Raw genomic sequence first — 20,843 nt, 5'->3', positions numbered from 1 at the left:
AGAGGAGATAGTATGAAAGGAATAACCATCGCAAGTGTTTTACTTGCAACCGTATTACTCACTGGGTGTAATCAGCAACACGATCACCAAATCCACGGTACATTAACTCACGTCGGCATTGCCACTGACTTCGAATTAAATAATACCCCAGCTGTCAGTATTATCTTGTCAAAAGATACTGAACATTACTTAACTATTTCACTCAATCAGCACAGTCTTCAAACCTTACTTACACATCAAAATACCCAAAACTTCAATCAAAAAAATAAAAACCTTGATGCTAACTTAACTTGGGATGGGCATTATATTATCGATAAAGCGCGAGCATCCGGTATCGTGTTAAGCCTAGAAAATGTTAATAAAACAACACATAGTGCAAAAATTCACTACACAGCCACACTTGTTAACGCCAAGAAAGAAAGCAATAAAACCATAGAGCTTAGTGACTCATTTACTTTACCTGCTGATGATTGGAAGGTAATCCAAGAACTTAGCCCCAAGCAAACCGATTAACTATATGAAGTAAAAAATTTAATTGTTAATTGATTAAGGATTTTAATAAGGTAATGGGATATTAATGGACATCGTCGCGTGAACACGTATGATCAGCGCCAATCTATTGAATCCCATATTGGAATAGCATTTTGATTAGAGAAAATGTATTTACCTCATACGAAAATTGGACAAAGCCTTTCGTATCAGAAGTCGCTGAAATCATTAACCTACTGAAAGATCATGGCTATGATGCAAAGAAGTTAGCGTTAGTCACTGGTTTGCAAGAGAAAAATGTAAGTAGCTGGACAGCGAAATACAAAAAAGAACCTTTCAATGTGTCGACTATTCCATACCCATGTTGGTGTTTCTTAGCGGCATTAATTGGCAAACAAAGCATTGCAACTAATGGCAAAGTGATCCCAGTTGAGGATATTCGTCGGGTATTACGCTTATTTAAACCATCAGCATTTGTTGCTCGTAATACTTTTATATGTCCAACCAGCGAACAATTTGGCAAGCTAATTGATAGCGGCTTATTTGAAGAAATGACAGCACAGAATATCTGTGAATTATTTAGTTGGAACCCAAGTCAGTTTGTTGAAAGCATCCAATCAGGCAAACTTCCTTTCCTTAATTGGTGTTTAATCATCATGATGTTAGGAATTAATATTCAAAAAATGGTACTTAAAGACTTAGAAGCACCATTAGAGTACGTGCCAGAGTAAACCTCGTTTAGTCTTCAATTTTTAATAAACGACTGTCTTAAGGCAGTCGTTTATTATTCCCCCAAAAAATCAAAAGCTTAATTAACCACATGTTAATTATATAGGTTTATAATCCACCATCAGTTATTACTTGCTACTCTAATGATGCTAGTTTCTGGCGTTATGTGGAGGCGGCGATAATTCGAAGTATTTGGTTATGTATTGTCTGCCGCTGATTATAAAATACAGTGGTTAGGTTCATTAGGTCGTACTAATCACGTTATCTTTTAAATATCTTACCCAACCCACCTAATACAATGGCACTTACAACGACATTTATAGCAAAACCAATGCTTACTAATAAAATAACTAGTGGGTTGCAGATATAACTACTGGTATAGGTACTACAAATTGCGCCAACTTCTATAGTAAAGAAAGACCATGGCAATGCTAAATATAAAAAAACGATATGGTTTTCATAAAAGAAATGATTAAGAGCCGTATTAATAAATAAAGATAAAAACCAAAGTATGCCGTAAATAATAGGCACTATAAATGCGATAAAAAAAATCCGTTTTTTATTCATTAACCGATTCTCCTTTTCATATCATTAACACCAGTTTAGCTCCATATTTTCTATTATGTTATGGTGTAATAGTATGTTTAAATGATTCACTTCAGGTTAAGCTACAACTGATATAGTAATAATACATTACGTATAACCATCGTTATTTCCTCTCCTCTGTTTTATGCTTCTGGCTACTCTGCGCGCGGAATATCGTTACCATTATTGAGGTGACTATGGCGAAACCATCAAAACAACTTACATGGCTACCATGGATTGCGGGGATTGCTTTTTTTATGCAAACCCTTGATGCTACAATAATTAACACCGCAATCCCCTCACTGGTGAAGAGCTTGCACGAATCGCCTTTAACCATGCAGCTAACCATCATTAGCTATACCCTTACTGTTGCGATCTTAATACCCATCAGTGGCTGGCTTGCTGACAGATTTGGCACCCGAGTTATTTTTGGCTGGGCTGTTGGCTTATTTACACTGGGCTCGTTAGCGTGTGGATTATCAGACACATTGACTCAATTGGTTCTATCTCGCATTCTCCAAGGTGTTGGTGGCGCTATGATGGTTCCTGTTGCACGCTTAGCATTATTACGGAGCTATCCTCGTAATGAATTTGTTCACGCGTTGAACCTTGCAACTATGCTGGGATTAATCGGTCCCGTTGTTGGTCCTGTACTTGGTGGTGTATTAGTCACTTATGCAAGTTGGCATTGGATATTCTTAATTAATATCCCTGTCGGTATTATTGGACTATGGATGACCAAACGCTATATGCCTAACTTTACTTCGACTGCTAATAAGTTTGATGGTTGGGGATTTATTCTATTTAGCTCAAGTTTAATTACTCTTTTAAGTGGCATTGAACTTTTAACTAAATCAGAGACTTTTTTGATTCCAGTTATCACTTTATTAATAGGTTTTTCTCTTCTCATCACTTATATTTATTACGCCTCAAAAAAACAAAATGTGCTTATTCCTTTATCACTTTTTAAGACAAGGACTTTTTCTGTAGGTATCGGTGGAAATATATTTTCTCGTTTAGGTACAGGTGCGATTCCTTTTCTTATACCACTTATGTTGCAAGTTGGAATGGGAGCATCAGCCTTGTATGCGGGATTGATGATGGTTCCCTTAGCTTTTGGCGCATTATTAGGTAAATCATATGTCGAAAGAACCCTTAAGCGTCTCGGCTATCGCAAAACATTGTTTTGGGTCACTATTGTTATTGGAATTATTACAGCAGCTTTTGCCCTTATATCAGGCCAGCTATCCCTTTGGTTAGCACTACCATTACTGTTTGCGTTAGGTATTGTTCGCGCAACACAATTTACGGCAATGAACACCATAACATTAGCTGATTTAGATGATAAACATGCAAGTGCTGGTAACAGTATGCTAGCAGTAACACAACTACTTTCAATTAGCTTTGGTCTTGCTATCTGCGCGTGTGTTTTACACTTTTTCTCTACCTATTACGCTGGCAATGATATGTCTCATTTTCACCAGACATTCATTGCTATGGGGCTATTAACCGTTATCTCTGCTTTGTCATTTTTATCATTGCACCGCTCTGATGGTAATAACTTAATACACAGATAACATTCATACCCTCGATGAAATAAATGAGCATCTGTATTAAAAATACTGATGCTCACATCTATATATTAGTAATACACCATGAAGACAAATGAAAAATCATTATATCCTACGGAATAATCACTTTAGTCTTACGACTCTTTAATTTTAAAATCAAAGAACTGGCTTGTGCCATTATCGTTATCAGAGGCTAATACACCTTTGGTGATATTTCCTTCATGGGAAGTAATTGCGATCGATTCTACTTTTGTAATGACTTTCTTACCATCGTGTTCAACAGGCATTGCGTCCTTTGTCAGATCAATCGTTTTACCATTAGCAAGTTGACTTAACGGTAATTCAGCAACAAAGCTTCCTAAAATCTCACCATCTTGATAAGCACCACCTGTTGCTTCAACTGATGAGGTTAAATACAACGTCTTTGTAGCCTCATCATATGTTGCACCAGATAAACCAGATTCAATACCATCGATAGCTGGAAGTTTGACTAAGTAAGCTTCAATCTTATCGATATTATCTTGCTTGCCAGTTATGTAGTTTTCAAATGCTGTTTTATCCACTTCAAACAACATGTTTGGTCCACTGTTGCCGCGATTAAAAATGAAGACCTTATCTTTACTGCTCGCTAAGCCTTCAATATTAATTTCTTGCTTTTCAGTGAAGTGTCCTACTTGGTGAAGTTTCTCATACAAAGGTGCTAAGTCACGCTCAATTTTAAAGCTATTATCTTGCGCAATAACAAATCCTTTTTCTCTCACCTGCTTCTTACTGCCTGAGCCCAAAATCACATAAGCAGGTTTTCCATTAACACGTTGAACATCCATCGATTCAAAATCGGGTTTTACCTTTTTAACGATTCTGCCATCTTTACCTGTTTTATAATGCGCAATCGGTGACTCGCTCATCACTTCAAATTTATCATTCAACGTAAATAATTGTGAACTGTCATCACCCACGGCCAAAATGTGATTGTCATGATTCACTATACCTGATGCAGATGGTAGATTTTGTAACGTTGTCGACGTCGAAACCGTTAAATCACAAGCCAATACAGAACTTGAAACACAAGTTGCGATAACCAACAGAGATAGGTTTTTAAGTTTCATTACTTTTCCTCATTAATCCTTTGGCTTCTTTCTACTGGTAAATAAGAGATAACTCAAAAACACAACGTAGTTAATTACAATAGTCTGAATAAGAATCACTTTCAGTTGCATAACTTTGCTTTTTAGCTGTAATTGTTAAAAATTAATTTCAAAACTTAACGATAGTGTTTGCCAATTACCCCAAGAGAATTAGAATAGCGCGCACATTCACTGGGAGAATAAGATGCGCAAACAACATCGCACGGCTCAACAGCTGCCCTTATTTACGCTTATAACGCTATACATCATTATTTTTCTTGGGTCTGCCGGATTTTTTATTACGATCCCTGCATACGTTAGCTTATTTTTAACTGATCATTCATTGGAATTTGCTAAGAGTATGCCAATTGAACAACGTCGCATGTTGTTTGGTACAGTAATGTCTGCCGCCCCATTTATTTCGATGTTCTTTACCCCTTTTATTGCCCGCTTTGCTGACAAGTTCAGCCGTAAGACCGTGATTGCCATTTGTTTGATGATCGCAGCAATAGGGTTTGCATTACCTATTTATGCGATTATCGTTAGCTCGGTGATCATTTTGTTTGTAGGAAATATGATCAACAGCTTAGGCTCTGCAAGCCAGCCTATTGCACAAGCGATTTTAGCGGATAACAGCGAAGGGAAAAACAAAGCAACCTTGATGAGTTTGGTCGCTGTGGTAATGACGGCAGCAATGTCTTTTGGTCCTGCGCTTGGCAGTAAATTATCTGCTAGTTATGGTGCTCAAGCACCATTCTATGCTTGTTTGCTGATTGCTATCGTTAGCTTAGCTTTGCTGTTTATTGTTCGTTTACCTATTCAAAATACGGTAAAAGAAGAAAACCCGTTCTCATTTGCTAAACCATTAAAGCGTAGCCAAAAAGGTTTGCTGAACTGTCTATTTATTGTGTTTATCTGTCAGTTTAGCTGGAGCCTCTATTTCCAAAACATTGCATTTATCTTCCCGCAGAAATGGAATATTTCGGTAGAAAGTGAATTCTACCAATACTTTATGATAGGTATTGGTATCGTAATGATTTTCTCTTTGCTATTACTCCCTCGCCTGATATTAAAACGTTTTTCTGTGTCTTCTGCACTCAGAGTAACAACAGCACTTTCAGCAATTGGTATGTTGCTTCTAGCCACAACGCCGACACCAACCAGCCATGTATTAGCGATGATCTTTACTGCAACCATGGTGGCACTGTGTTTCCCTCTTTACATCACAGCCCTTTCAGACAGAGCAAGTGATATCGACCAAGGTTGGGCAATGGCGCTTTCAAGTGCAATGGTTGGCTTGGCGTGGACATTAACCGGTTATTTAACTGCTATGATGGTCAATGTGCACTTATTATTACCAACAGGCATCGCGATTATTGGCTACCTAGCGGCAATGATAATGGTGCCAACTCAAAATACGACTACAGAGAAGAAAACACCATCAGAATTGGATGCAGCATGACAAACAGCAAAACATCATTAGAACAAGTCCTTAAAGCCCATGACTTTCACCCTGTTGTACCGAAAGAATTACAATTTGGTAAAGGATATATTGTCGATTTAACACCAAGTAGTGATTTATGGAGTACGGTTACCGCAGAGCATAGCTTTGCTGATGAAATTGTAAACCGTGCTGTTGCAGATAATGCTATGGTAGTGATTAGTCGTTATGCTGAACATCGTTTGATCTATCAAGATAAAGCTAACTTTACCGATTCTCCTGATCGTACTGTTCATATGGCTATTGATTTAGGTTTACCTGCTGGCATACCTGTTTATGCCCCACTTGATGGTGAAGTCTTTGGTATTGCTAACCACACCGCTGACGGTGACTATGGTCCAACCGTGATTCTAAAACATCAGTTAGAAGGCCATGTTTTTTATACTCTGTATGGACATTGCGCCACTGAGTTTTTATCAACGCTTACAGTTGGACAGAAAATAACAGCAGGTCAGCAATTTACAGCAATAGGTAAAATGGAAGAAAATGGTGGTTGGGCGCCCCATCTGCATATTCAGATCATCAAAGACATGGGTAATTACAATAATGATTATCCTGGTGTGATTGATCCGGAGCATTTGGATTTTTACCAAGATAACTGCCCAAACCCTAATCTGATCCTAAAACGAAGCGATTTAGATTAATCTGTATACATAAAAACGCCTATCAGCTTTTAAGCCAATAGGCGCTTTTTATTTACGCTTTTGCCAATACGACAGAATTATCATTCCACCAGCGTTGTACGGAAATATTCACTAACGCCATGGAAATGAATACACATGCCATCTCCCACTCAACACTTGCTAAATGGCTAACTATAAAGGTTAACGTAAAGATCCCAACCATTTGTAATGAACCAAATAGCGCACCCGTTTGTCCTTTATACTTAGGGAATAAGTAAAGCGCACTGACCGCTACGACTGAGGTTGTTAACCCTGCACCAAAACAGTAGATTCCCATACCGATAATGATCGTCGCCATGCTGTGAAACACCGCATTCGATAATATCGTCAACGCCCCTAGCAACATAATACAGCTTGCCGCTTTAATGATTCGCCCCTCTGTTGTGGTATATTTTAGAAAGCGAATATAAACAATACGCGCGCACAAACTACAACCGATTAGCAACAATGAAGACATACCAAAATATTGCACGGGTAAATGGTATTGCTCTTTTGCTATAAACGCGCCCATCAAATAGAACACCAGCGCACCACTATTGGCCATCACCATCATGATTAAATAGCGTAAAAACTGTTGATTAGTTGCAATCATGGTGTAATCACGAGCAAAAACCCTTGGTTTCGTTGCATGAATATTCTTTTCTAAGTGGGTTTCTTTTAAACCTAAGACAATAACTACAAATAGTAGTACTGCTAACCCCAACATAAACCAGAAGCTACTATGCCAGCCAAAATGGCTTTCTAAATAGCCACCAATTGCAGGTGTCGACGCGGGTAAACACATAAATAAAATACTAAACCATGACATCACATCCACTAACTGCTCTTTAGTCAATGAGTCTTGCAATATGGTTCGGCATAATAAAAACAACGCCCCAACACCAATACCTTGTACGGCACGTCCAATAATTAAACCTGATAGTTGATCAACATATAAACAAAGCGCTGAACCGGTAATAAATATCACCGCGCCTAAGATCGCGATAGGACGACGGCCAAAGCGTTCTGCGACAGAACCACACACTAATTGGCTTAAACCTAACGCAATAAAAAACGCGCTCACCGTTTGTTGTACTGATGTCGATGACACATTCAATGCTTCAGACATCACAGGTAAGCTAGGTGCATACATATCAGAAGCAAAGAAATAGCTGCACGCCATTAATAAACTGATAGAGAGTAAACGTAGTAAAGACATGACAACAACCTCCTTAGTTGATGTCTTTAGCTTAAAGAAGTACGTTTACTCTTGTTGTTGAACTGACGTCAACGGGTTGTGATTTTTCGCCAACTTCTGACTAGCTTTGTCTTGTTTGAAACGATTAAAGGCATGGGAAAAGGCAGATAAGCTGTTGTAACCTAGATCTAATGCAATATCTGTATGTGCGACACCCGCTCGACTCAATTGCCATGCTTTTTCCATTACCAATTGTTGTCTTATCTCACGGAAGGGCTTATCAAACGTACTGATAAATAAACGGTTGAGAGTGCGAGAAGATGCACCACAATGCTCAGCAAAGCACTCTAAAGATAGTTTGATATCAGGCTGTAAAGTTAAAGTTTCAATGATCGGCAATAGTCGTTTATCAATATCATCGTTACTTTGATAAGCATCGTTTTGGTAGCTTTGCTTCTTAAGTTGATCGAGAAATACTGCTAAGTAATGGTGTTGAATATCGCAGTTACTGTCAGGATCTTGCACACGGCTAATATCATTCGACTCAATCTCTGCCATCACCTGTACCATTAAGCGATTGGTTGAAATAATCCCCATCTTGTCATGGAAACATGGGATATCGTCTGGAGATACATGGATAATACTTAAACAGGAATCCTTTAGCACTTTTAAATGATGGCGATGATTCAGCGGCACCCAAATAAGCTGTCCACTAACAGCCAGTATGCTTTTATCCTCTGTTCTAGCAATACCACAGCCTTGGTGGATATAAAAGAGTTGTACAAAATCGTCGTGAGAATGCGGCGCTTTTTCTTCTGTTGGTGCGTAACGTTTTATCGAATGAAGTAACCGCATTTCTTTCCTTTGAGAATAAACCGATAAATTCAACCGGTATTATGGCTTAACTGACTTAATACTGTCTAACCAACCATATACCGCTTCAAGTGTTTCAGTGGATGGCATACGGCTATTTCGGGCTTGAATTTGATCTACAGTATACGTCTCACTACATCGTCCATTAACGACGTAATGTCTTTTCAAACCTATCGTAACACGCTCTGGCATGAACATTTTATAAACCAAATATTCGCCTTTAATGATCCGATTGTGGTAAATCGCAACACAATGGTTTTGTTCAACTCCCTCTAGCTCTAGTTCTTGATAGTTACGAATAGGCACAATGTTGTTATTACCTTCAAAAGGGATCACGTAAGGCTTATTTGAATTAGCATCGGGGATAAAATTGATCCTGTGTTGCGCGACCACCCACCTGTCGTGTAACACTCTTAACTCTTCATAAGAAGTAACAGCATGAATGCGCTTGATTGAATCAACATCTAATACGCGATAACCAAGTTGGAATACATCAGATAAAATCTGATTGATTTGGAAACGTTCACGCTGATTGGTTTGTGCTAGATGTCGTCCAAGAGGCGTACCTGTTAACGTTGGCCATTGTAGATAGATCTGCAAGGTTAAATTAGTGATCGTTTTATAATGTTTGAACAATTTAAACGACATCACTTCAGGATCGAGCAAACGGTGAATAATAATCACAATCGAACGGGTTGAAAAATCCCCTTCTATCCGATCAAGAAAGCGCAATGCTGAACGACTCGAAGCCAAGCCAAGTTGAGCAAGGATCTTACGTTGACCTAATTCGCACAGTGCTAACACTTCATCTTGATCTAACGGATATTGTTCGCATGCCAAATACAATAAGGTAGGACGTTGAAGTAATAGATCTCGGGCTTTCTGGCTCAATGCAGCAACCTTAAGCATGTACACCCCAAGATCAGCATACCCTCGGGCTTTTTCAACTAATCCAGTAGGAATGCTATCTATCCATGCTTTCCCCCCTTCTAATGATTCAATATGCTCAATATAGAATGAACAACTGCCCTCTAATGGTTCTCGATGCCCATCTGGGTAAGCACGATACATAGCAAGGCAATCATGCCAGTCATAAAATTCAAGCTGAAAAGGAAAAAAGGTTAAGGCTTCATCAAATGATAAAACTAACGGGGTTGAGTGATGAAACTCTTTGCGCTCAGCACAACAAGCAAGCATAAATATCCATATATATCTGTTAGCCTTGAATGATTATTATCGTTATCTACTCAGTTAATTTTGACATAAAACACAATAACAACTGATAAATATATCATGCCTTAGCGAAGTGAAGATTCAACTGAAAAACGGCAAGGATGAGAACCTAGTACGAAAAATATATTAAACAATAGATAAAAAAAACAACTGTTTGCTGGTCGTTATTCTTTAGCTAAAATAATGTCAAATTTGTATTAATATCAAACAATAAACTTCGTAGCTTGAATATTAGCCTTTCTGTTTACGCATAAGATTTGCTTGGGTAAACCTAGTACAATCGAAACTCATTACTTATGTTCAGTAATAAAATTAGAGGGTGTAACACCAGCCTTATCATGAAAAAAACGAATAAAAGCACTATCACTTGAAAAATCTAGCCGGTGAGCAATATCAGTAACTCGCCAATTTGACGACAGCAATTCAATTGCAGCTAATAAACGCCACTGCTGGCGCCAACTTTGATATGGCATACCCACTTCTTTATTAAAAATACGGGTGATAGTTTTTGCACTCGCCCCAACGATAAGGCTGAGTTCAGCTAATGATGGAGCAACAAACGCCTCATCATCAATATCTGCTAACCATGAGGATAAACGAGGATCTGCTGGAATAGGTAAATTCAAGTGACTATCTTTCGCAAGATTTAACTCTTCAATCAATAGATTCACCGAATTAACTTGCTCATTATTTGGTTTATCAAACGCCCAAAACGCCATACGTTCCATTAATGCCGACATTAAAGGGTTAATATCAAATATTTTTAATACTCTCGGCAATTGCGGTTGTAAATCTTGGTCAAAATACAAAGAACGATAATGCGTCACATTCGATGTTTGTGCTTTGTGCTCTACTCCTGCAGGGATCCAAGCTGCACGCATTGGCGGCAACACACATTTCACACCATCTAAACTGATCACCATACAGCCATGGTGAGAGAATAATAACTGATCTTTATTATGAGTATGGAAACCCGAGTCATGCTCCGCTAAGTCAGCAGCAAGCCCGATAACTAACCCATAGTAATCATCAGCACAAAACTGATCTTCCATTCGAATATAAGCCATATTATGAGCCTTTTTTACAACGTGTCCTTAAAAGGGTATTTATTGTTCTTATATTAATATTACACCAATTATGTTCACTATATACTTATCATCATTGAAATAACAGTCACGTACATCACGAAATAGCGATGGCAGTAATACTCATCATCCACTGTTTTATATCGTTTGCTAGTCTTTTGTCGGTGGATGATAAAGCGTCAAAGAGGAAGTCATGAATAAAAAAACAATATCAACATTATTAGCTGTTTCGCTATTAATGTTTCCACAGCTCATAGAAACGATGTATAGCCCAGCGCTAACATCGATTAAAAATCATTTTTCAGTAACAACATCAGAAGCAGCACAAGCTTTATCACTCTTCTTTATGGTTTTTGCGGTAGGCGTTGTATTCTGGGGCACCATGTGTGACGTGATTGGACGTCGTTTATCAACACTTTTAGGCATAGCTATTTGTATTGCTTCGGCGATATTTTGTTATTACGCGCCAACATTCCAAGGCTTACTTTATGGTTTTGGTACGTGTGCCTTTGGTGCTGCTGTTGGCTCTGTATGTACTCAAACTATTTTACGTGACAGCTTTGAAGGTGCGAGTTTAATAAGAATTTTTTCAATTGCTTCAACAAGTATTGGCCTAAGCCCTGTGATTGGTATGTTACTTGGTAGCTGGTTGACGACTCACGGTGGCTACGCTTGGGTTTTCGCTGCTATGGTGATCATGCTATCACTACTATTACTTTGGGGTGGCATTGCATTACCAGAGACAAAACCAAACCACATTAAACGTGATAGCTTATTCTTAGTGGCAAATAAGATGGTACGTGATGGTCATATTTGGTACATCTGCTTAATGGTAGGACTGGCAAATATCGCCCTATTCTCTTATTACAGCATCGCACCATTTATGTTTGAACACTTAGGGGCTAGCGTAAAGTTTTTTGGTAATACGAGCTTTGTTTTAGCTGCTGGTTCTATTTTAGGCTCACTGCTAAACATTCGCTTGATACGTAAACATATTCGCGGCGATATCATCGTAATGTTATCGACATTAATGATGCTGGCAGCTGGTTTAGGTGTTTACTTACTGCAAGAAACTGTTTGGTTCTTTATTCCAATGGCATTGGTATCACTGTCTTTTGGTTTAGCATTACCTAACTTGTTTAGTACTGCTTTAATCAATTACCGAAACCACTTAGGAACAGCTGGTGCATTACTTGGCTTGTTTTATTACTTAATTATCGGTTTTGGTATTGATCATGCCTCTCATGTCGGCAATCTAGCATTAACGTTACTCGTTTGTGGTGGTGGTTCATTTGTACTTGTACTACTGAAATTGATCACCGCGAAAACCAATAAACAAACCAGTGAAAATGCAACAACAAGTTAACTAACAAGTGAGTTAAAACTCACCGCATAATTAACTTCTATTAATAAAAAAGCCGCATGAGATACTCTATTTGTAGAGAAGCTCATGCGGCTTTTTTCGATTATGTCCTTATAGTGATATTTGTTGTTCTTATGTTAATACCATACCTATCTTTGATAAATGTATACTCAGCATCATTGAAATATCAGTCTCGTATTTCACATAAAAGTAATGGCTGTAATACGTATCATCTACTGATTTATATCGTTTGCCAGTCTTTCATCGGTGGATAATCAAGCGTCAAAGAGGAAGTCATGAATAAAAAAACAATATCGACATTATTGGCGATTTCGCTGTTAATGTTTCCACAGCTCATAGAGACAATGTATAGCCCAGCACTAACATCTATTAAGAATCACTTTTCAGTAACCACATCAGAAGCAGCTCAAGCGCTATCGATCTTCTTTATGGTCTTTGCCGTTGGCGTCGTATTCTGGGGAACCATGTGTGATGTGATTGGACGACGTTTATCAACCCTATTAGGTATAGCAGTTTGTATTGCTGCCGCGCTATTTTGTTACTTTACACCAACATTTCAGGGGTTACTTTTCGGTTTTGGTGCGTGTGCTTTTGGTGCAGCTGTTGGCTCTGTATGTACTCAAACCATTTTACGAGATAGCTTTGAAGGGGCAAGTTTAGCAAGAATCTTCTCTATTGCCTCAACAAGTATTGGCCTAAGCCCTGTGATTGGTATGTTACTTGGTAGCTGGTTGACGGCTCACGGTGGATATACTTGGGTTTTCGCTGCTATGGTGATAATGCTATCGCTACTATTACTTTGGGGTGGTATTGCATTACCAGAGACAAAACCAAACCACATTAAACGTGATAGTTTATTCTTAGTAGCAAACAAGATGGTACGTGATGGTCATATTTGGTACATCTGCTTAATGGTAGGACTGGCAAATATCGCCCTATTCTCTTATTACAGCATCGCACCATTTATGTTTGAACACTTAGGGGCTAGCGTAAAGTTTTTTGGTAATACGAGCTTTGTTTTAGCTGCTGGTTCTATTTTAGGCTCACTGCTAAACATTCGCTTGATACGTAAACATATTCGCGGCGATATCATCGTAATGATATCAACGTTTATGATGCTGGGATCAGGCTTAGGTGTTTATCTATTACAGGAAACTGTTTGGTTCTTTATTCCAATGGCTTTGGTATCACTGTCTTTTCGTTTAACATTACCTAACTTGTTAAGTACTGCTTTAGTAAATTACCGAAACCACTTAGGAACAGCAGGTGCATTACTTGGCTTGTTCTATTACTTAATCATCGGTTTTGGTCTAGATCATGTTGCGCATATCGGCAATCTAGCATTAACATTACTCGTTTGTGGTGGTGGTTCATTTGTACTTGTACTATTAAAATTGATCGCTGCGAAAACCAATAAACAAACCAGTGAAAACGCAACAGCAAGTTAATCGACAAGTGAGTTGAAACTCAGCGTATAGTTAACTTCTATATAACAAAAAAAGCCGCATAAGGTAACCTTTTTAAAAGGGTCTTATGCGGCTTTTCTTTGTTTGCTGTAAACGATTAATTTGTAACAGTTGGTAATTCAGGTAAATGTGTACCTGTATTATCAGGATAAATCACATACTCACCATGGAATTTCACTTTAGATTTGTAGTCGGTGATTTTAAACAGCAAGAGACCTTGCTGATAAGCCAAATCGATAAACTGCTGTGCATTACCACGAATATAAAAAGAAAGTGGTTTTATTAATGTACCCTGCTCATTCATAGCAGACTTGTATTGCGCAGCACAAACCACTAATGATGCTTGACCATCTGTATGGTGAGACACTTTGCGGTTAACTTCATACTCTTTAGTCACTAACCAATCTGCGACTTCTAAAGCATTATAGAAATCAGCTATTAGTTCAGCGGTAATAACCGTTGAATGACCATCAGCATCATTTAACCCGCTAAGGGTATTTTTAATACGCTCAAATTGTACTTTAAGCTGCGCATTTTTCCCCATTGTGCGAGATTGCTTCTGCCATTGCAGTAATGTCTTAGATACACAGTGATCAAAACATTGTTGCTTGATCATCTTCGTCACCCACGCGCTTAAAAAAACCGTCTCACTGACTGGATTTTTCTGGGCTTTACCAGACTCTTGCGCAGTAACCAGTGTTGATAACCCTTCCGTTACCACATGTAGAATTTCGTTATAAAAAGAAGTCATAATTTTAGAAAATCAAAAATAAATACGGCTAAAAGCAAGCTTACGAATTTTTAACCAAGAACCAACGTTCCAGTTAGAAATGTCCACTTATCGTACGCTACTGTCAGGTGAGATAGGTGCCAATAATAACGAGTTATACCCTAATAAAAAAGTAGGAATGTATTGAAAATTCAAACTGGTTTCATCTATCAAATAGAATGAAATTAACCACCAAAAACAGAATATTAATCTACAAAAAAACATCATATGTACGATTAATCCGGTTTATTATAATAAATAAAAATTTAAAATTGCAATATAACATTACTTCAAAAGAAAAAAGCTTTGTGACATCCATTCGGGCGGTGAATGCATATTTGTGAATAATAAGTGTAAACGTTTTCAATTAACAAGGAATAAGGTTCATAGATGAAATACACTCTTTTAGCCGCTTTAATTGCTGCCACATCACTAACCGCATGTAACAGTAGTAGCAACTCTTCGGATGACTATAGTGGATATGTTGCTCAGGAACCAAAACCTGCAAAAATTACAGAGTTTCGTAATGTGGTATATGCGAGCTATATGAAAGATGCCAATGATCAGTGGTTTGATAATCCGCATTCAAATGAAATCAGTGATCTAAATATTGCCTTCATGAACCCTAGTGCCAATATGGATGAAGATGGTATATATCACCCCGATGGACACGTTGCAGCGCTATCAACTGATAGAATAAATAAGCTTACTTCCACCATTCGAAAATTTAAAGATCAGAACCCTGATGGAAGAGTATTCATTTCATTTGGTGGCTGGCGAGATAGCGAGAAAAATGAAAGTGACGATAACATCATTGGCCGTGACATTGTTTATGAAAAAGTAGCCGCTTCGCCAGAATACCGAGAAAACCTTATCAACGACATGATGGATGTTGTAAATACCTACGGTTTTGACGGTGTTGATCTTGATTGGGAGTACCCTCAAATTGGTGATGGTGCTAATCAATATGCTGATTTTGTAAACCGTTTAGCAGATAGGCTTCATGCTGAAGGTAAATATTTCACCGCAGCGATCATTGGCAGTAAAGACAAACCTAATGACGATGGAAAAGGTGCTGGCTATCTCGATGTTGCATTAAATGCCTTTGATACTGTCCATTTAATGACTTATGACATGCAAAATGAAGATCACTCAAGCTATAAAGATTCAGTCAATGCCTTAAATTACTGGTTAATAGAGCGCCACTTAGATCCACAACGTATTACCTTAGGGTTACCCGCCTACCCTCGTCATGCCCCCACTTACGGCGCATTAGTTAAGGAAAATAAACATTATGCTTGTCGAGATACTGTAACAAAGAATAACACAACACATTATTATAATGGTTTGCCAACGATCCGCTCAAAAGTTCATTTAGCTAAAGATGACTATCATTTAGGTGGTGTCATGTTATGGGAATTGCCTTGCGATGATATTAACCCAGAAGATAAGGACCTTTCTATTATAGAAACCATCAGTGCCACCATTAAACAGGACAGTTCTTATCGCAACATTTGCGATAAAAATAAAGACGATACAGACTGGATTGTTTACCGTGAAGATGATCCAATGAAGCATTACGATTGGTAAATTAAAACAGTGTTTAAAGTTACCATTTGCCTTCTTTAATTACGAAAAAAGTACGCCAGAGAATTACCTCTGGCGTACTTTTTTCAGCAATACCTGTAGAAATAGAAAAATTTTTTATGCGTTTCTTGCTAAGAACCAGTAAAAACCAGCAGACAATACTGCACAAACAGCCATCGTTCCTGCCATTGGCCATGCCGTACTATCTGGCATTAAGGCAACAATACTTCCGACAATGGATGCAACACCAAAACGGAATGTGCCACCTAATGAAGAAGCAGTACCAGCCATTTGAGGATAACGCGCTAGTAGACAAGCCATAGCGTTACTACCAATAATCGATAGAACACCAACAAACAACATAACAGGGATTACAACGCCCCAAAGTCCAAAATCGAGCCACTGACCAATAACAATTAACGCACCGGCAAACAGCTGAATGACTAATCCAAGTCGTAACATCCAATGGGTGCCTTTCTTCCTTACAAAACGCCCATTTATACTGGTCATTAGAATTAAGCAAATGATATTTAAACCAAAGTAAAAACCAAAGTTTTCAACACTCACACCATAAAGATCAATGTAAACAAACGAACCCGCCGTTAAGAAAGTGAACATGCCTGAAAATGAAAATCCGCTACACAGTATCAAACCGAGTACTACTGGATTAGACAGTAGTTTTATATAATTACGGATAATGGATAAAAAGTGGAAAGGTATACGTTTTTCTTTTGGTAATGTTTCTTTAATTTTAAAAACAATGGAAAGTAATACAATAACGGCAAAAATAGCCAAAAACCAAAATACTGCTCGCCAGCCAAACCATACCGATAAATGACCACCAATCATAGGTGCAAGTAGCGGTGCCACTGTCATTACCAAAGTAACAAACGACATGGTACGAGAGAATTCTTCGCGCTCGAACATGTCACGAACTAATGCACTAATGATGACGGCTGCGGCAGCACCAGCAAAACCTTGTAAAACACGAATAACGGTAAGTTCTGTAATACTCGTACTCAATGCACCTAACACTGTTAAAACAGTAAAACTGATAGTACCGAGTAACAACATTGGACGCCGTCCATAGCTGTCTGCCAGAGGCCCATGAATCAATTGACCAAAGGCAAAACCTCCGGTGAATACGGTTAATGTAACCTGAACTAAACTAGGAGAAACTAAAAAGTCTTTGGCAATGTTCGGCATTGCGGGCAGGTACATATCAATCGCTAAAGGCGTAAGCGCAGCTATTGCGCCAAGGATCAATATCAATTGCAGGCTCAACCTTGGGCTGTCTTGCTGGTTCATAGCACCTCTTATGAGCTAATATTTCATATTAAGCTTATATTTTATGATAAAACACTTATACAGAACCTTTCTAATATGGAAAAAAGCGATTTCCTTATCAGTGGACCGTTTGCTATACGTGTATTGTATTTATCAGATAAAATAAAAGGCATAAACACTGAAGACTAAAACAAGTCTTTATATTTACGCCTCTCATTACAGCACAGAATTTATAAAATTAACATCACAAGCTAATTATTTTAGAAATGATGCAATTTCTTCTGCTGTTAATAGTCGGTACTCACCAGGAGCAAGATCTTCATCAAGCTCAACCGTACCGATACGCTCACGGTGTAAGCCAACAACTCGATTACCCATCGCTGCGAACATACGTTTTACTTGATGGTACTTACCTTCAGATATTGTCAGCAATGCTTCACGCTCGCTAAGAATTTCTAATTTGGCAGGGCGTGTTAATTCTTTCTCACTACGAAGTTGTACACCTGCTTCAAATTGCTTGATGTAATCTTCAGTGATTGGATCGGCCGCTTCAACAAAATAGGTCTTTGAACATAAATGACGTGGCGAAGTGATACGGTGAGACCATTGGCCATCATCTGTCACCAACACTAAACCTGTTGTATCGCCATCTAAACGACCTGCTACGTGCATTTTCTCTGGGCTTACTTCATCAAACAAAACAAAAACAGTTGGGTTGAAGTCATCAACATGAGAGCACACAAAGCCTTCCGGCTTATTAAGCATAAAGTAACGAGGACCTTGCAGCTTTAGCGGGCGACCGTTAAATTCCACATCGTTATCGTCACTGACTGCAAACGAAGCACTACGGACGATTTCGCCATCAACTTCAATCATTTTATCTCGAAGAAGTTTACTGGCTTCTCTACGGGTGATACCTAATGTGGTACCTAAGAATTTATCAAGCCTCATTAACTGGCTCCGCTCATTGCTACAAAAGAGCGGTATTATAAGAACCAAACCACAAATATGCATCAAAAAATTACGACTTAAACCACTAATCTAAAATAAATGAGCATTATTGCATATGGTAGTGTTAAACATAGAAGGATATTTTTGATTTGAACTCTCATCCGGGAATACTTAAATTAAAGTATAAATATGACTACCTAATATATTTTTCTCAAAAATAAATCTTGTTTTCATTAAAAATGAGTTGGAAACCCAACTCATTAATATATTTTCAGAAAATTATAATTATTATATTTAGAAGTAGTAATTAACCCCCATAGCTAATGTTTGATCATCATTCTGTGTTAATTTATTACCATCTTCATCATACTTATGGTCTTTAAGATGGACATTATAATGATAGCCAACTTCAAAACCAAATTGTTGATAACGATATTCGACTCCAACTTGCGCACCAACAACTGGACCATTAAACATTACCTTCTCATCTTTATGACTTGCAAATTGATAGCCAGCAGTAGCTCCTGCTAGTAAATTAATGTTTTTATTAAGTGGTAATATATAATCATATTGAGTAAATAATGTATTTGTGTGTTCGTAATTACTGTGTTGATCTTCACCACGTATTTTAAAGTCACCAAAAGTATAGCCAAATTTAACACGGTGATGTTGCTGTAAAATCACACCACTACCTATTGTATACTGGTTTGCTGTATGGCCATAAAGTGTATCTGTAGAACCAGAGCCATAATCAACCTTAAATGCAGGGTTATCAAGATAAGTAGCATAACTACCAAAAATAAATTGTTGCGGTGTATCTTCGCTCGCATGAGCAGCACATGTCGCTAGTAATAATAAAGGTAGAGCATATTTAATTGACATCTTCAATTCCTATTTTATTTTTCTAATATTAATCATTTAATAATTAAGATAGTCGCCATTCAAATTCATTTTAAATAATGTATATATATGTAATGTAAATATTTACATCATTTAATAGCAACCGCCGATAAAAACCCTACGTCATTATTTTATCGTTAAATGTCAATAAAAGTAAAATCCATGTTATTTCCATGTCAAATATGAATAAATTACAATCAAAGCATTGCGCTATTATACTTCTCCTTAATTACTCCTTAATAATAACTAAATTATATAATTAAAAAATAAAAGTTTATTTTTTCATTATAGTAAATAAAATAAAAACACCTTTAATAAAGCAATCTAATTTAAACTTAAAGAATGAATAATATTTCATAGGGATTGAATTTTTAAGCCAAATAACTCACTTAAAAAAAATCTTTGGAAATATGTCTGATTATTTCCTGTAGTGGACACTCTGTTTCTCAAAGGTTTGATCTCTACACTTGTTACACGATTGTATCCAAAATAGAATATAACTAGCTCAGCTAAACGATTGCTATAAATAAAAAGATACAGTTGGAGAATCATGTCAATGAAACTGGAAGCGGTAGATTACACAGCAGAAAATGCAAAGCAGCTTTTTGTCGAATCATTAAGAGAGACAGGCTTTGGGGTACTAAAAAATCACCCTATCCAACAAAACTTAGTCCAAAAAATCTATGATAAGTGGTATGACTTTTTTAATAGTGAAGAAAAAACTGCTTTTCATTTTAATGTAGAAACCCAAGACGGACTCTTTCCTACCGAAGTTTCAGAAACCGCTAAGGGACATACCCAAAAGGATATTAAAGAATACTTCCACTACTACCCTTGGGGTCAGTGCCCAGCTGAACTAAAACAAGATATTCAACAGTACTACCAAGAAGCCAATGAGCTTGCGACAGAATTATTAAGTTGGGTTGAACAATATTCACCTAATGATGTTTCCGCCAAATACACTCAATCACTATCAAGTATGATTGAAGGCAGTGAGAAAACATTACTTCGCATCCTGCATTACCCTCCGCTACAAGGCGACGAAGAGCTAGGTGCAATTCGTGCTGGAGCCCATGAAGATATTAACTTATTAACCATTTTGCCTGCAGCTAATGAGCCAGGACTACAAGTACAAGCCAAAGATGGCAGTTGGATTGATGTGCCTTGTGATTTCGGTCATCTAATTATTAATATCGGAGATATGCTTCAAGAAGCTTCCGGCGGTTATTTCCCATCAACAACTCACCGTGTGATAAACCCAGAAGGCGCAGATAAAACAAAATCGCGTATTTCATTACCTCTGTTTTTACACCCTAAACCAGACGTTGTACTTTCAGAAAAATACACCGCACATGAGTATTTAATGGAACGTTTACGTGAACTTGGTGTTATCTAATTTCTAGAAATAAAGCACTAAAAATAGAAAAATGACTCTCGGCTTTGAAC

Annotated in this window: 19 protein-coding genes; 9 read left to right on the top strand and 10 right to left on the bottom strand. The window is 37.8% G+C overall.

Translation table 11 applies throughout. The features are described 5' to 3' along the window. Positions 1–12: 12 nt before the first annotated feature. Together SKA34_RS10700 and SKA34_RS10695 are read left to right on the top strand one after the other, a co-directional pair. Entirely contained in the window at positions 13–513 is a 501-nt protein-coding gene (locus SKA34_RS10700) for a hypothetical protein (RefSeq protein WP_006645543.1), read from the top strand. A gap of 131 nt (positions 514–644) precedes the next feature. After that, positions 645–1,220 (top strand): hypothetical protein, encoded by a 576-nt coding sequence (locus SKA34_RS10695; protein ID WP_006645542.1) that lies wholly within the window; start codon positions 645–647, stop codon positions 1,218–1,220. Between the two features lie 259 nt (positions 1,221–1,479). Here SKA34_RS10695 and SKA34_RS10690 read toward each other — a convergent pair whose 3' ends face one another. Next, the gene (locus SKA34_RS10690; RefSeq protein ID WP_006645541.1) at positions 1,480–1,785 is read right to left on the bottom strand and encodes a hypothetical protein; all 306 of its coding nucleotides are present in this window, start codon (positions 1,783–1,785) and stop codon (positions 1,480–1,482) included. Between the two features lie 215 nt (positions 1,786–2,000). On the opposite strand from SKA34_RS10690, the gene SKA34_RS10685 reads away from it, so the two are divergent. Continuing rightward, positions 2,001–3,380 (top strand): MFS transporter, encoded by a 1,380-nt coding sequence (locus tag SKA34_RS10685; protein WP_006645540.1) that lies wholly within the window; start codon positions 2,001–2,003, stop codon positions 3,378–3,380. A 128-nt stretch (positions 3,381–3,508) separates the two neighbouring features. On the opposite strand, the gene SKA34_RS10680 is transcribed toward SKA34_RS10685, so the two are convergent. Continuing rightward, positions 3,509–4,483 (bottom strand): hypothetical protein, encoded by a 975-nt coding sequence (locus SKA34_RS10680; protein ID WP_006645539.1) that lies wholly within the window; start codon positions 4,481–4,483, stop codon positions 3,509–3,511. 223 nt (positions 4,484–4,706) lie between these two features. Here SKA34_RS10680 and SKA34_RS10675 point away from each other — a divergent pair, with 223 nt between their 5' ends. Both SKA34_RS10675 and SKA34_RS10670 read left to right on the top strand, forming a co-directional pair. Continuing rightward, positions 4,707–5,963, top strand: coding sequence for an MFS transporter (locus tag SKA34_RS10675; protein ID WP_006645538.1), 1,257 nt, complete (start codon positions 4,707–4,709; stop codon positions 5,961–5,963). After that, positions 5,960–6,646: a peptidoglycan DD-metalloendopeptidase family protein gene (locus tag SKA34_RS10670; RefSeq protein ID WP_006645537.1), complete on the top strand. Its 687-nt coding sequence runs from the start codon at positions 5,960–5,962 to the stop codon at positions 6,644–6,646. The genes SKA34_RS10675 and SKA34_RS10670 overlap by 4 nt, the downstream gene beginning before the upstream one ends. A 52-nt stretch (positions 6,647–6,698) precedes the next feature. On the opposite strand, the gene SKA34_RS10665 is transcribed toward SKA34_RS10670, so the two are convergent. From SKA34_RS10665 to SKA34_RS10650, 4 genes are all read right to left on the bottom strand, one after another. Continuing rightward, complete coding sequence (locus SKA34_RS10665; RefSeq protein ID WP_006645536.1) at positions 6,699–7,883, bottom strand: MFS transporter; 1,185 nt, start codon at positions 7,881–7,883, stop codon at positions 6,699–6,701. A gap of 45 nt (positions 7,884–7,928) precedes the next feature. After that, positions 7,929–8,717 (bottom strand): AraC family transcriptional regulator, encoded by a 789-nt coding sequence (locus SKA34_RS10660; RefSeq protein ID WP_006645535.1) that lies wholly within the window; start codon positions 8,715–8,717, stop codon positions 7,929–7,931. A gap of 39 nt (positions 8,718–8,756) precedes the next feature. After that, the gene (locus tag SKA34_RS10655; RefSeq protein ID WP_006645534.1) at positions 8,757–9,932 is read right to left on the bottom strand and encodes a PcfJ domain-containing protein; all 1,176 of its coding nucleotides are present in this window, start codon (positions 9,930–9,932) and stop codon (positions 8,757–8,759) included. 326 nt (positions 9,933–10,258) lie between these two features. After that, positions 10,259–11,035, bottom strand: coding sequence for a helix-turn-helix domain-containing protein (locus tag SKA34_RS10650; RefSeq protein WP_006645533.1), 777 nt, complete (start codon positions 11,033–11,035; stop codon positions 10,259–10,261). Positions 11,036–11,246: 211 nt separating this feature from the next. Between SKA34_RS10650 and SKA34_RS10645 the strand changes: the two genes are divergently transcribed. After that, the gene (locus tag SKA34_RS10645) at positions 11,247–12,419 is read left to right on the top strand and encodes an MFS transporter (protein WP_006645531.1); all 1,173 of its coding nucleotides are present in this window, start codon (positions 11,247–11,249) and stop codon (positions 12,417–12,419) included. Between the two features lie 293 nt (positions 12,420–12,712). After that, on the top strand, positions 12,713–13,885 hold the full coding sequence (locus tag SKA34_RS10640) for an MFS transporter (RefSeq protein ID WP_006645530.1): 1,173 nt from the start codon (positions 12,713–12,715) through the stop codon (positions 13,883–13,885). A 115-nt stretch (positions 13,886–14,000) separates the two neighbouring features. Here SKA34_RS10640 and SKA34_RS10635 read toward each other — a convergent pair whose 3' ends face one another. Beyond that, the gene (locus SKA34_RS10635; RefSeq protein WP_006645529.1) at positions 14,001–14,654 is read right to left on the bottom strand and encodes a DUF2913 family protein; all 654 of its coding nucleotides are present in this window, start codon (positions 14,652–14,654) and stop codon (positions 14,001–14,003) included. Between the two features lie 408 nt (positions 14,655–15,062). On the opposite strand from SKA34_RS10635, the gene SKA34_RS10630 reads away from it, so the two are divergent. Then, a complete protein-coding gene (locus SKA34_RS10630; protein WP_006645528.1) occupies positions 15,063–16,262 on the top strand; it encodes a glycosyl hydrolase family 18 protein in 1,200 nt (399 codons plus the stop codon). A 114-nt stretch (positions 16,263–16,376) separates the two neighbouring features. On the opposite strand, the gene SKA34_RS10625 is transcribed toward SKA34_RS10630, so the two are convergent. From SKA34_RS10625 to SKA34_RS10615, 3 genes are all read right to left on the bottom strand, one after another. Beyond that, the gene (locus SKA34_RS10625; RefSeq protein WP_039860253.1) at positions 16,377–17,567 is read right to left on the bottom strand and encodes a Bcr/CflA family multidrug efflux MFS transporter; all 1,191 of its coding nucleotides are present in this window, start codon (positions 17,565–17,567) and stop codon (positions 16,377–16,379) included. Positions 17,568–17,801: 234 nt separating this feature from the next. Continuing rightward, a complete protein-coding gene (gene rsuA / locus SKA34_RS10620; RefSeq protein ID WP_006645525.1) occupies positions 17,802–18,497 on the bottom strand; it encodes a 16S rRNA pseudouridine(516) synthase RsuA in 696 nt (231 codons plus the stop codon). A gap of 294 nt (positions 18,498–18,791) precedes the next feature. After that, positions 18,792–19,379 carry an outer membrane beta-barrel protein gene (locus tag SKA34_RS10615; protein WP_006645524.1) on the bottom strand — a complete coding sequence of 196 codons (588 nt, stop codon included), beginning with the start codon at positions 19,377–19,379 and terminating at the stop codon, positions 18,792–18,794. A 574-nt stretch (positions 19,380–19,953) separates the two neighbouring features. Between SKA34_RS10615 and SKA34_RS10610 the strand changes: the two genes are divergently transcribed. Further along, positions 19,954–20,793 (top strand): isopenicillin N synthase family oxygenase, encoded by an 840-nt coding sequence (locus SKA34_RS10610; protein ID WP_006645523.1) that lies wholly within the window; start codon positions 19,954–19,956, stop codon positions 20,791–20,793. The last annotated feature ends 50 nt before the right edge of the window (positions 20,794–20,843 follow it).

Source organism: Photobacterium sp. SKA34 (genome assembly GCF_000153325.1).
In the GTDB taxonomy this organism is placed as follows: Bacteria; Pseudomonadota; Gammaproteobacteria; order Enterobacterales; family Vibrionaceae; genus Photobacterium.
This window is presented reverse-complemented; position numbering and strand designations above follow the sequence as displayed.

Bases quoted from the DNA above. Each gene is read 5' to 3' on its own strand.
- SKA34_RS10670 (WP_006645537.1), top strand. From the start codon at position 5,960: ATGACAAACAGCAAAACATCATTAGAACAAGTCCTTAAAGCCCATGAC.
- SKA34_RS10680 (WP_006645539.1), bottom strand. From the start codon at position 4,483: ATGAAACTTAAAAACCTATCTCTGTTGGTTATCGCAACTTGTGTTTCA.
- SKA34_RS10700 (WP_006645543.1), top strand. From the start codon at position 13: ATGAAAGGAATAACCATCGCAAGTGTTTTACTTGCAACCGTATTACTC.
- SKA34_RS10650 (WP_006645533.1), bottom strand. From the start codon at position 11,035: ATGGCTTATATTCGAATGGAAGATCAGTTTTGTGCTGATGATTACTAT.
- SKA34_RS10690 (WP_006645541.1), bottom strand. From the start codon at position 1,785: ATGAATAAAAAACGGATTTTTTTTATCGCATTTATAGTGCCTATTATT.
- SKA34_RS10655 (WP_006645534.1), bottom strand. From the start codon at position 9,932: ATGCTTGCTTGTTGTGCTGAGCGCAAAGAGTTTCATCACTCAACCCCG.
- SKA34_RS10635 (WP_006645529.1), bottom strand. From the start codon at position 14,654: ATGACTTCTTTTTATAACGAAATTCTACATGTGGTAACGGAAGGGTTA.
- SKA34_RS10610 (WP_006645523.1), top strand. From the start codon at position 19,954: ATGAAACTGGAAGCGGTAGATTACACAGCAGAAAATGCAAAGCAGCTT.
- SKA34_RS10625 (WP_039860253.1), bottom strand. From the start codon at position 17,567: ATGAACCAGCAAGACAGCCCAAGGTTGAGCCTGCAATTGATATTGATC.
- SKA34_RS10640 (WP_006645530.1), top strand. From the start codon at position 12,713: ATGAATAAAAAAACAATATCGACATTATTGGCGATTTCGCTGTTAATG.
- SKA34_RS10645 (WP_006645531.1), top strand. From the start codon at position 11,247: ATGAATAAAAAAACAATATCAACATTATTAGCTGTTTCGCTATTAATG.
- SKA34_RS10630 (WP_006645528.1), top strand. From the start codon at position 15,063: ATGAAATACACTCTTTTAGCCGCTTTAATTGCTGCCACATCACTAACC.
- SKA34_RS10615 (WP_006645524.1), bottom strand. From the start codon at position 19,379: ATGTCAATTAAATATGCTCTACCTTTATTATTACTAGCGACATGTGCT.
- SKA34_RS10665 (WP_006645536.1), bottom strand. From the start codon at position 7,883: ATGTCTTTACTACGTTTACTCTCTATCAGTTTATTAATGGCGTGCAGC.
- SKA34_RS10660 (WP_006645535.1), bottom strand. From the start codon at position 8,717: ATGCGGTTACTTCATTCGATAAAACGTTACGCACCAACAGAAGAAAAA.
- SKA34_RS10685 (WP_006645540.1), top strand. From the start codon at position 2,001: ATGGCGAAACCATCAAAACAACTTACATGGCTACCATGGATTGCGGGG.
- SKA34_RS10675 (WP_006645538.1), top strand. From the start codon at position 4,707: ATGCGCAAACAACATCGCACGGCTCAACAGCTGCCCTTATTTACGCTT.
- rsuA (WP_006645525.1), bottom strand. From the start codon at position 18,497: ATGAGGCTTGATAAATTCTTAGGTACCACATTAGGTATCACCCGTAGA.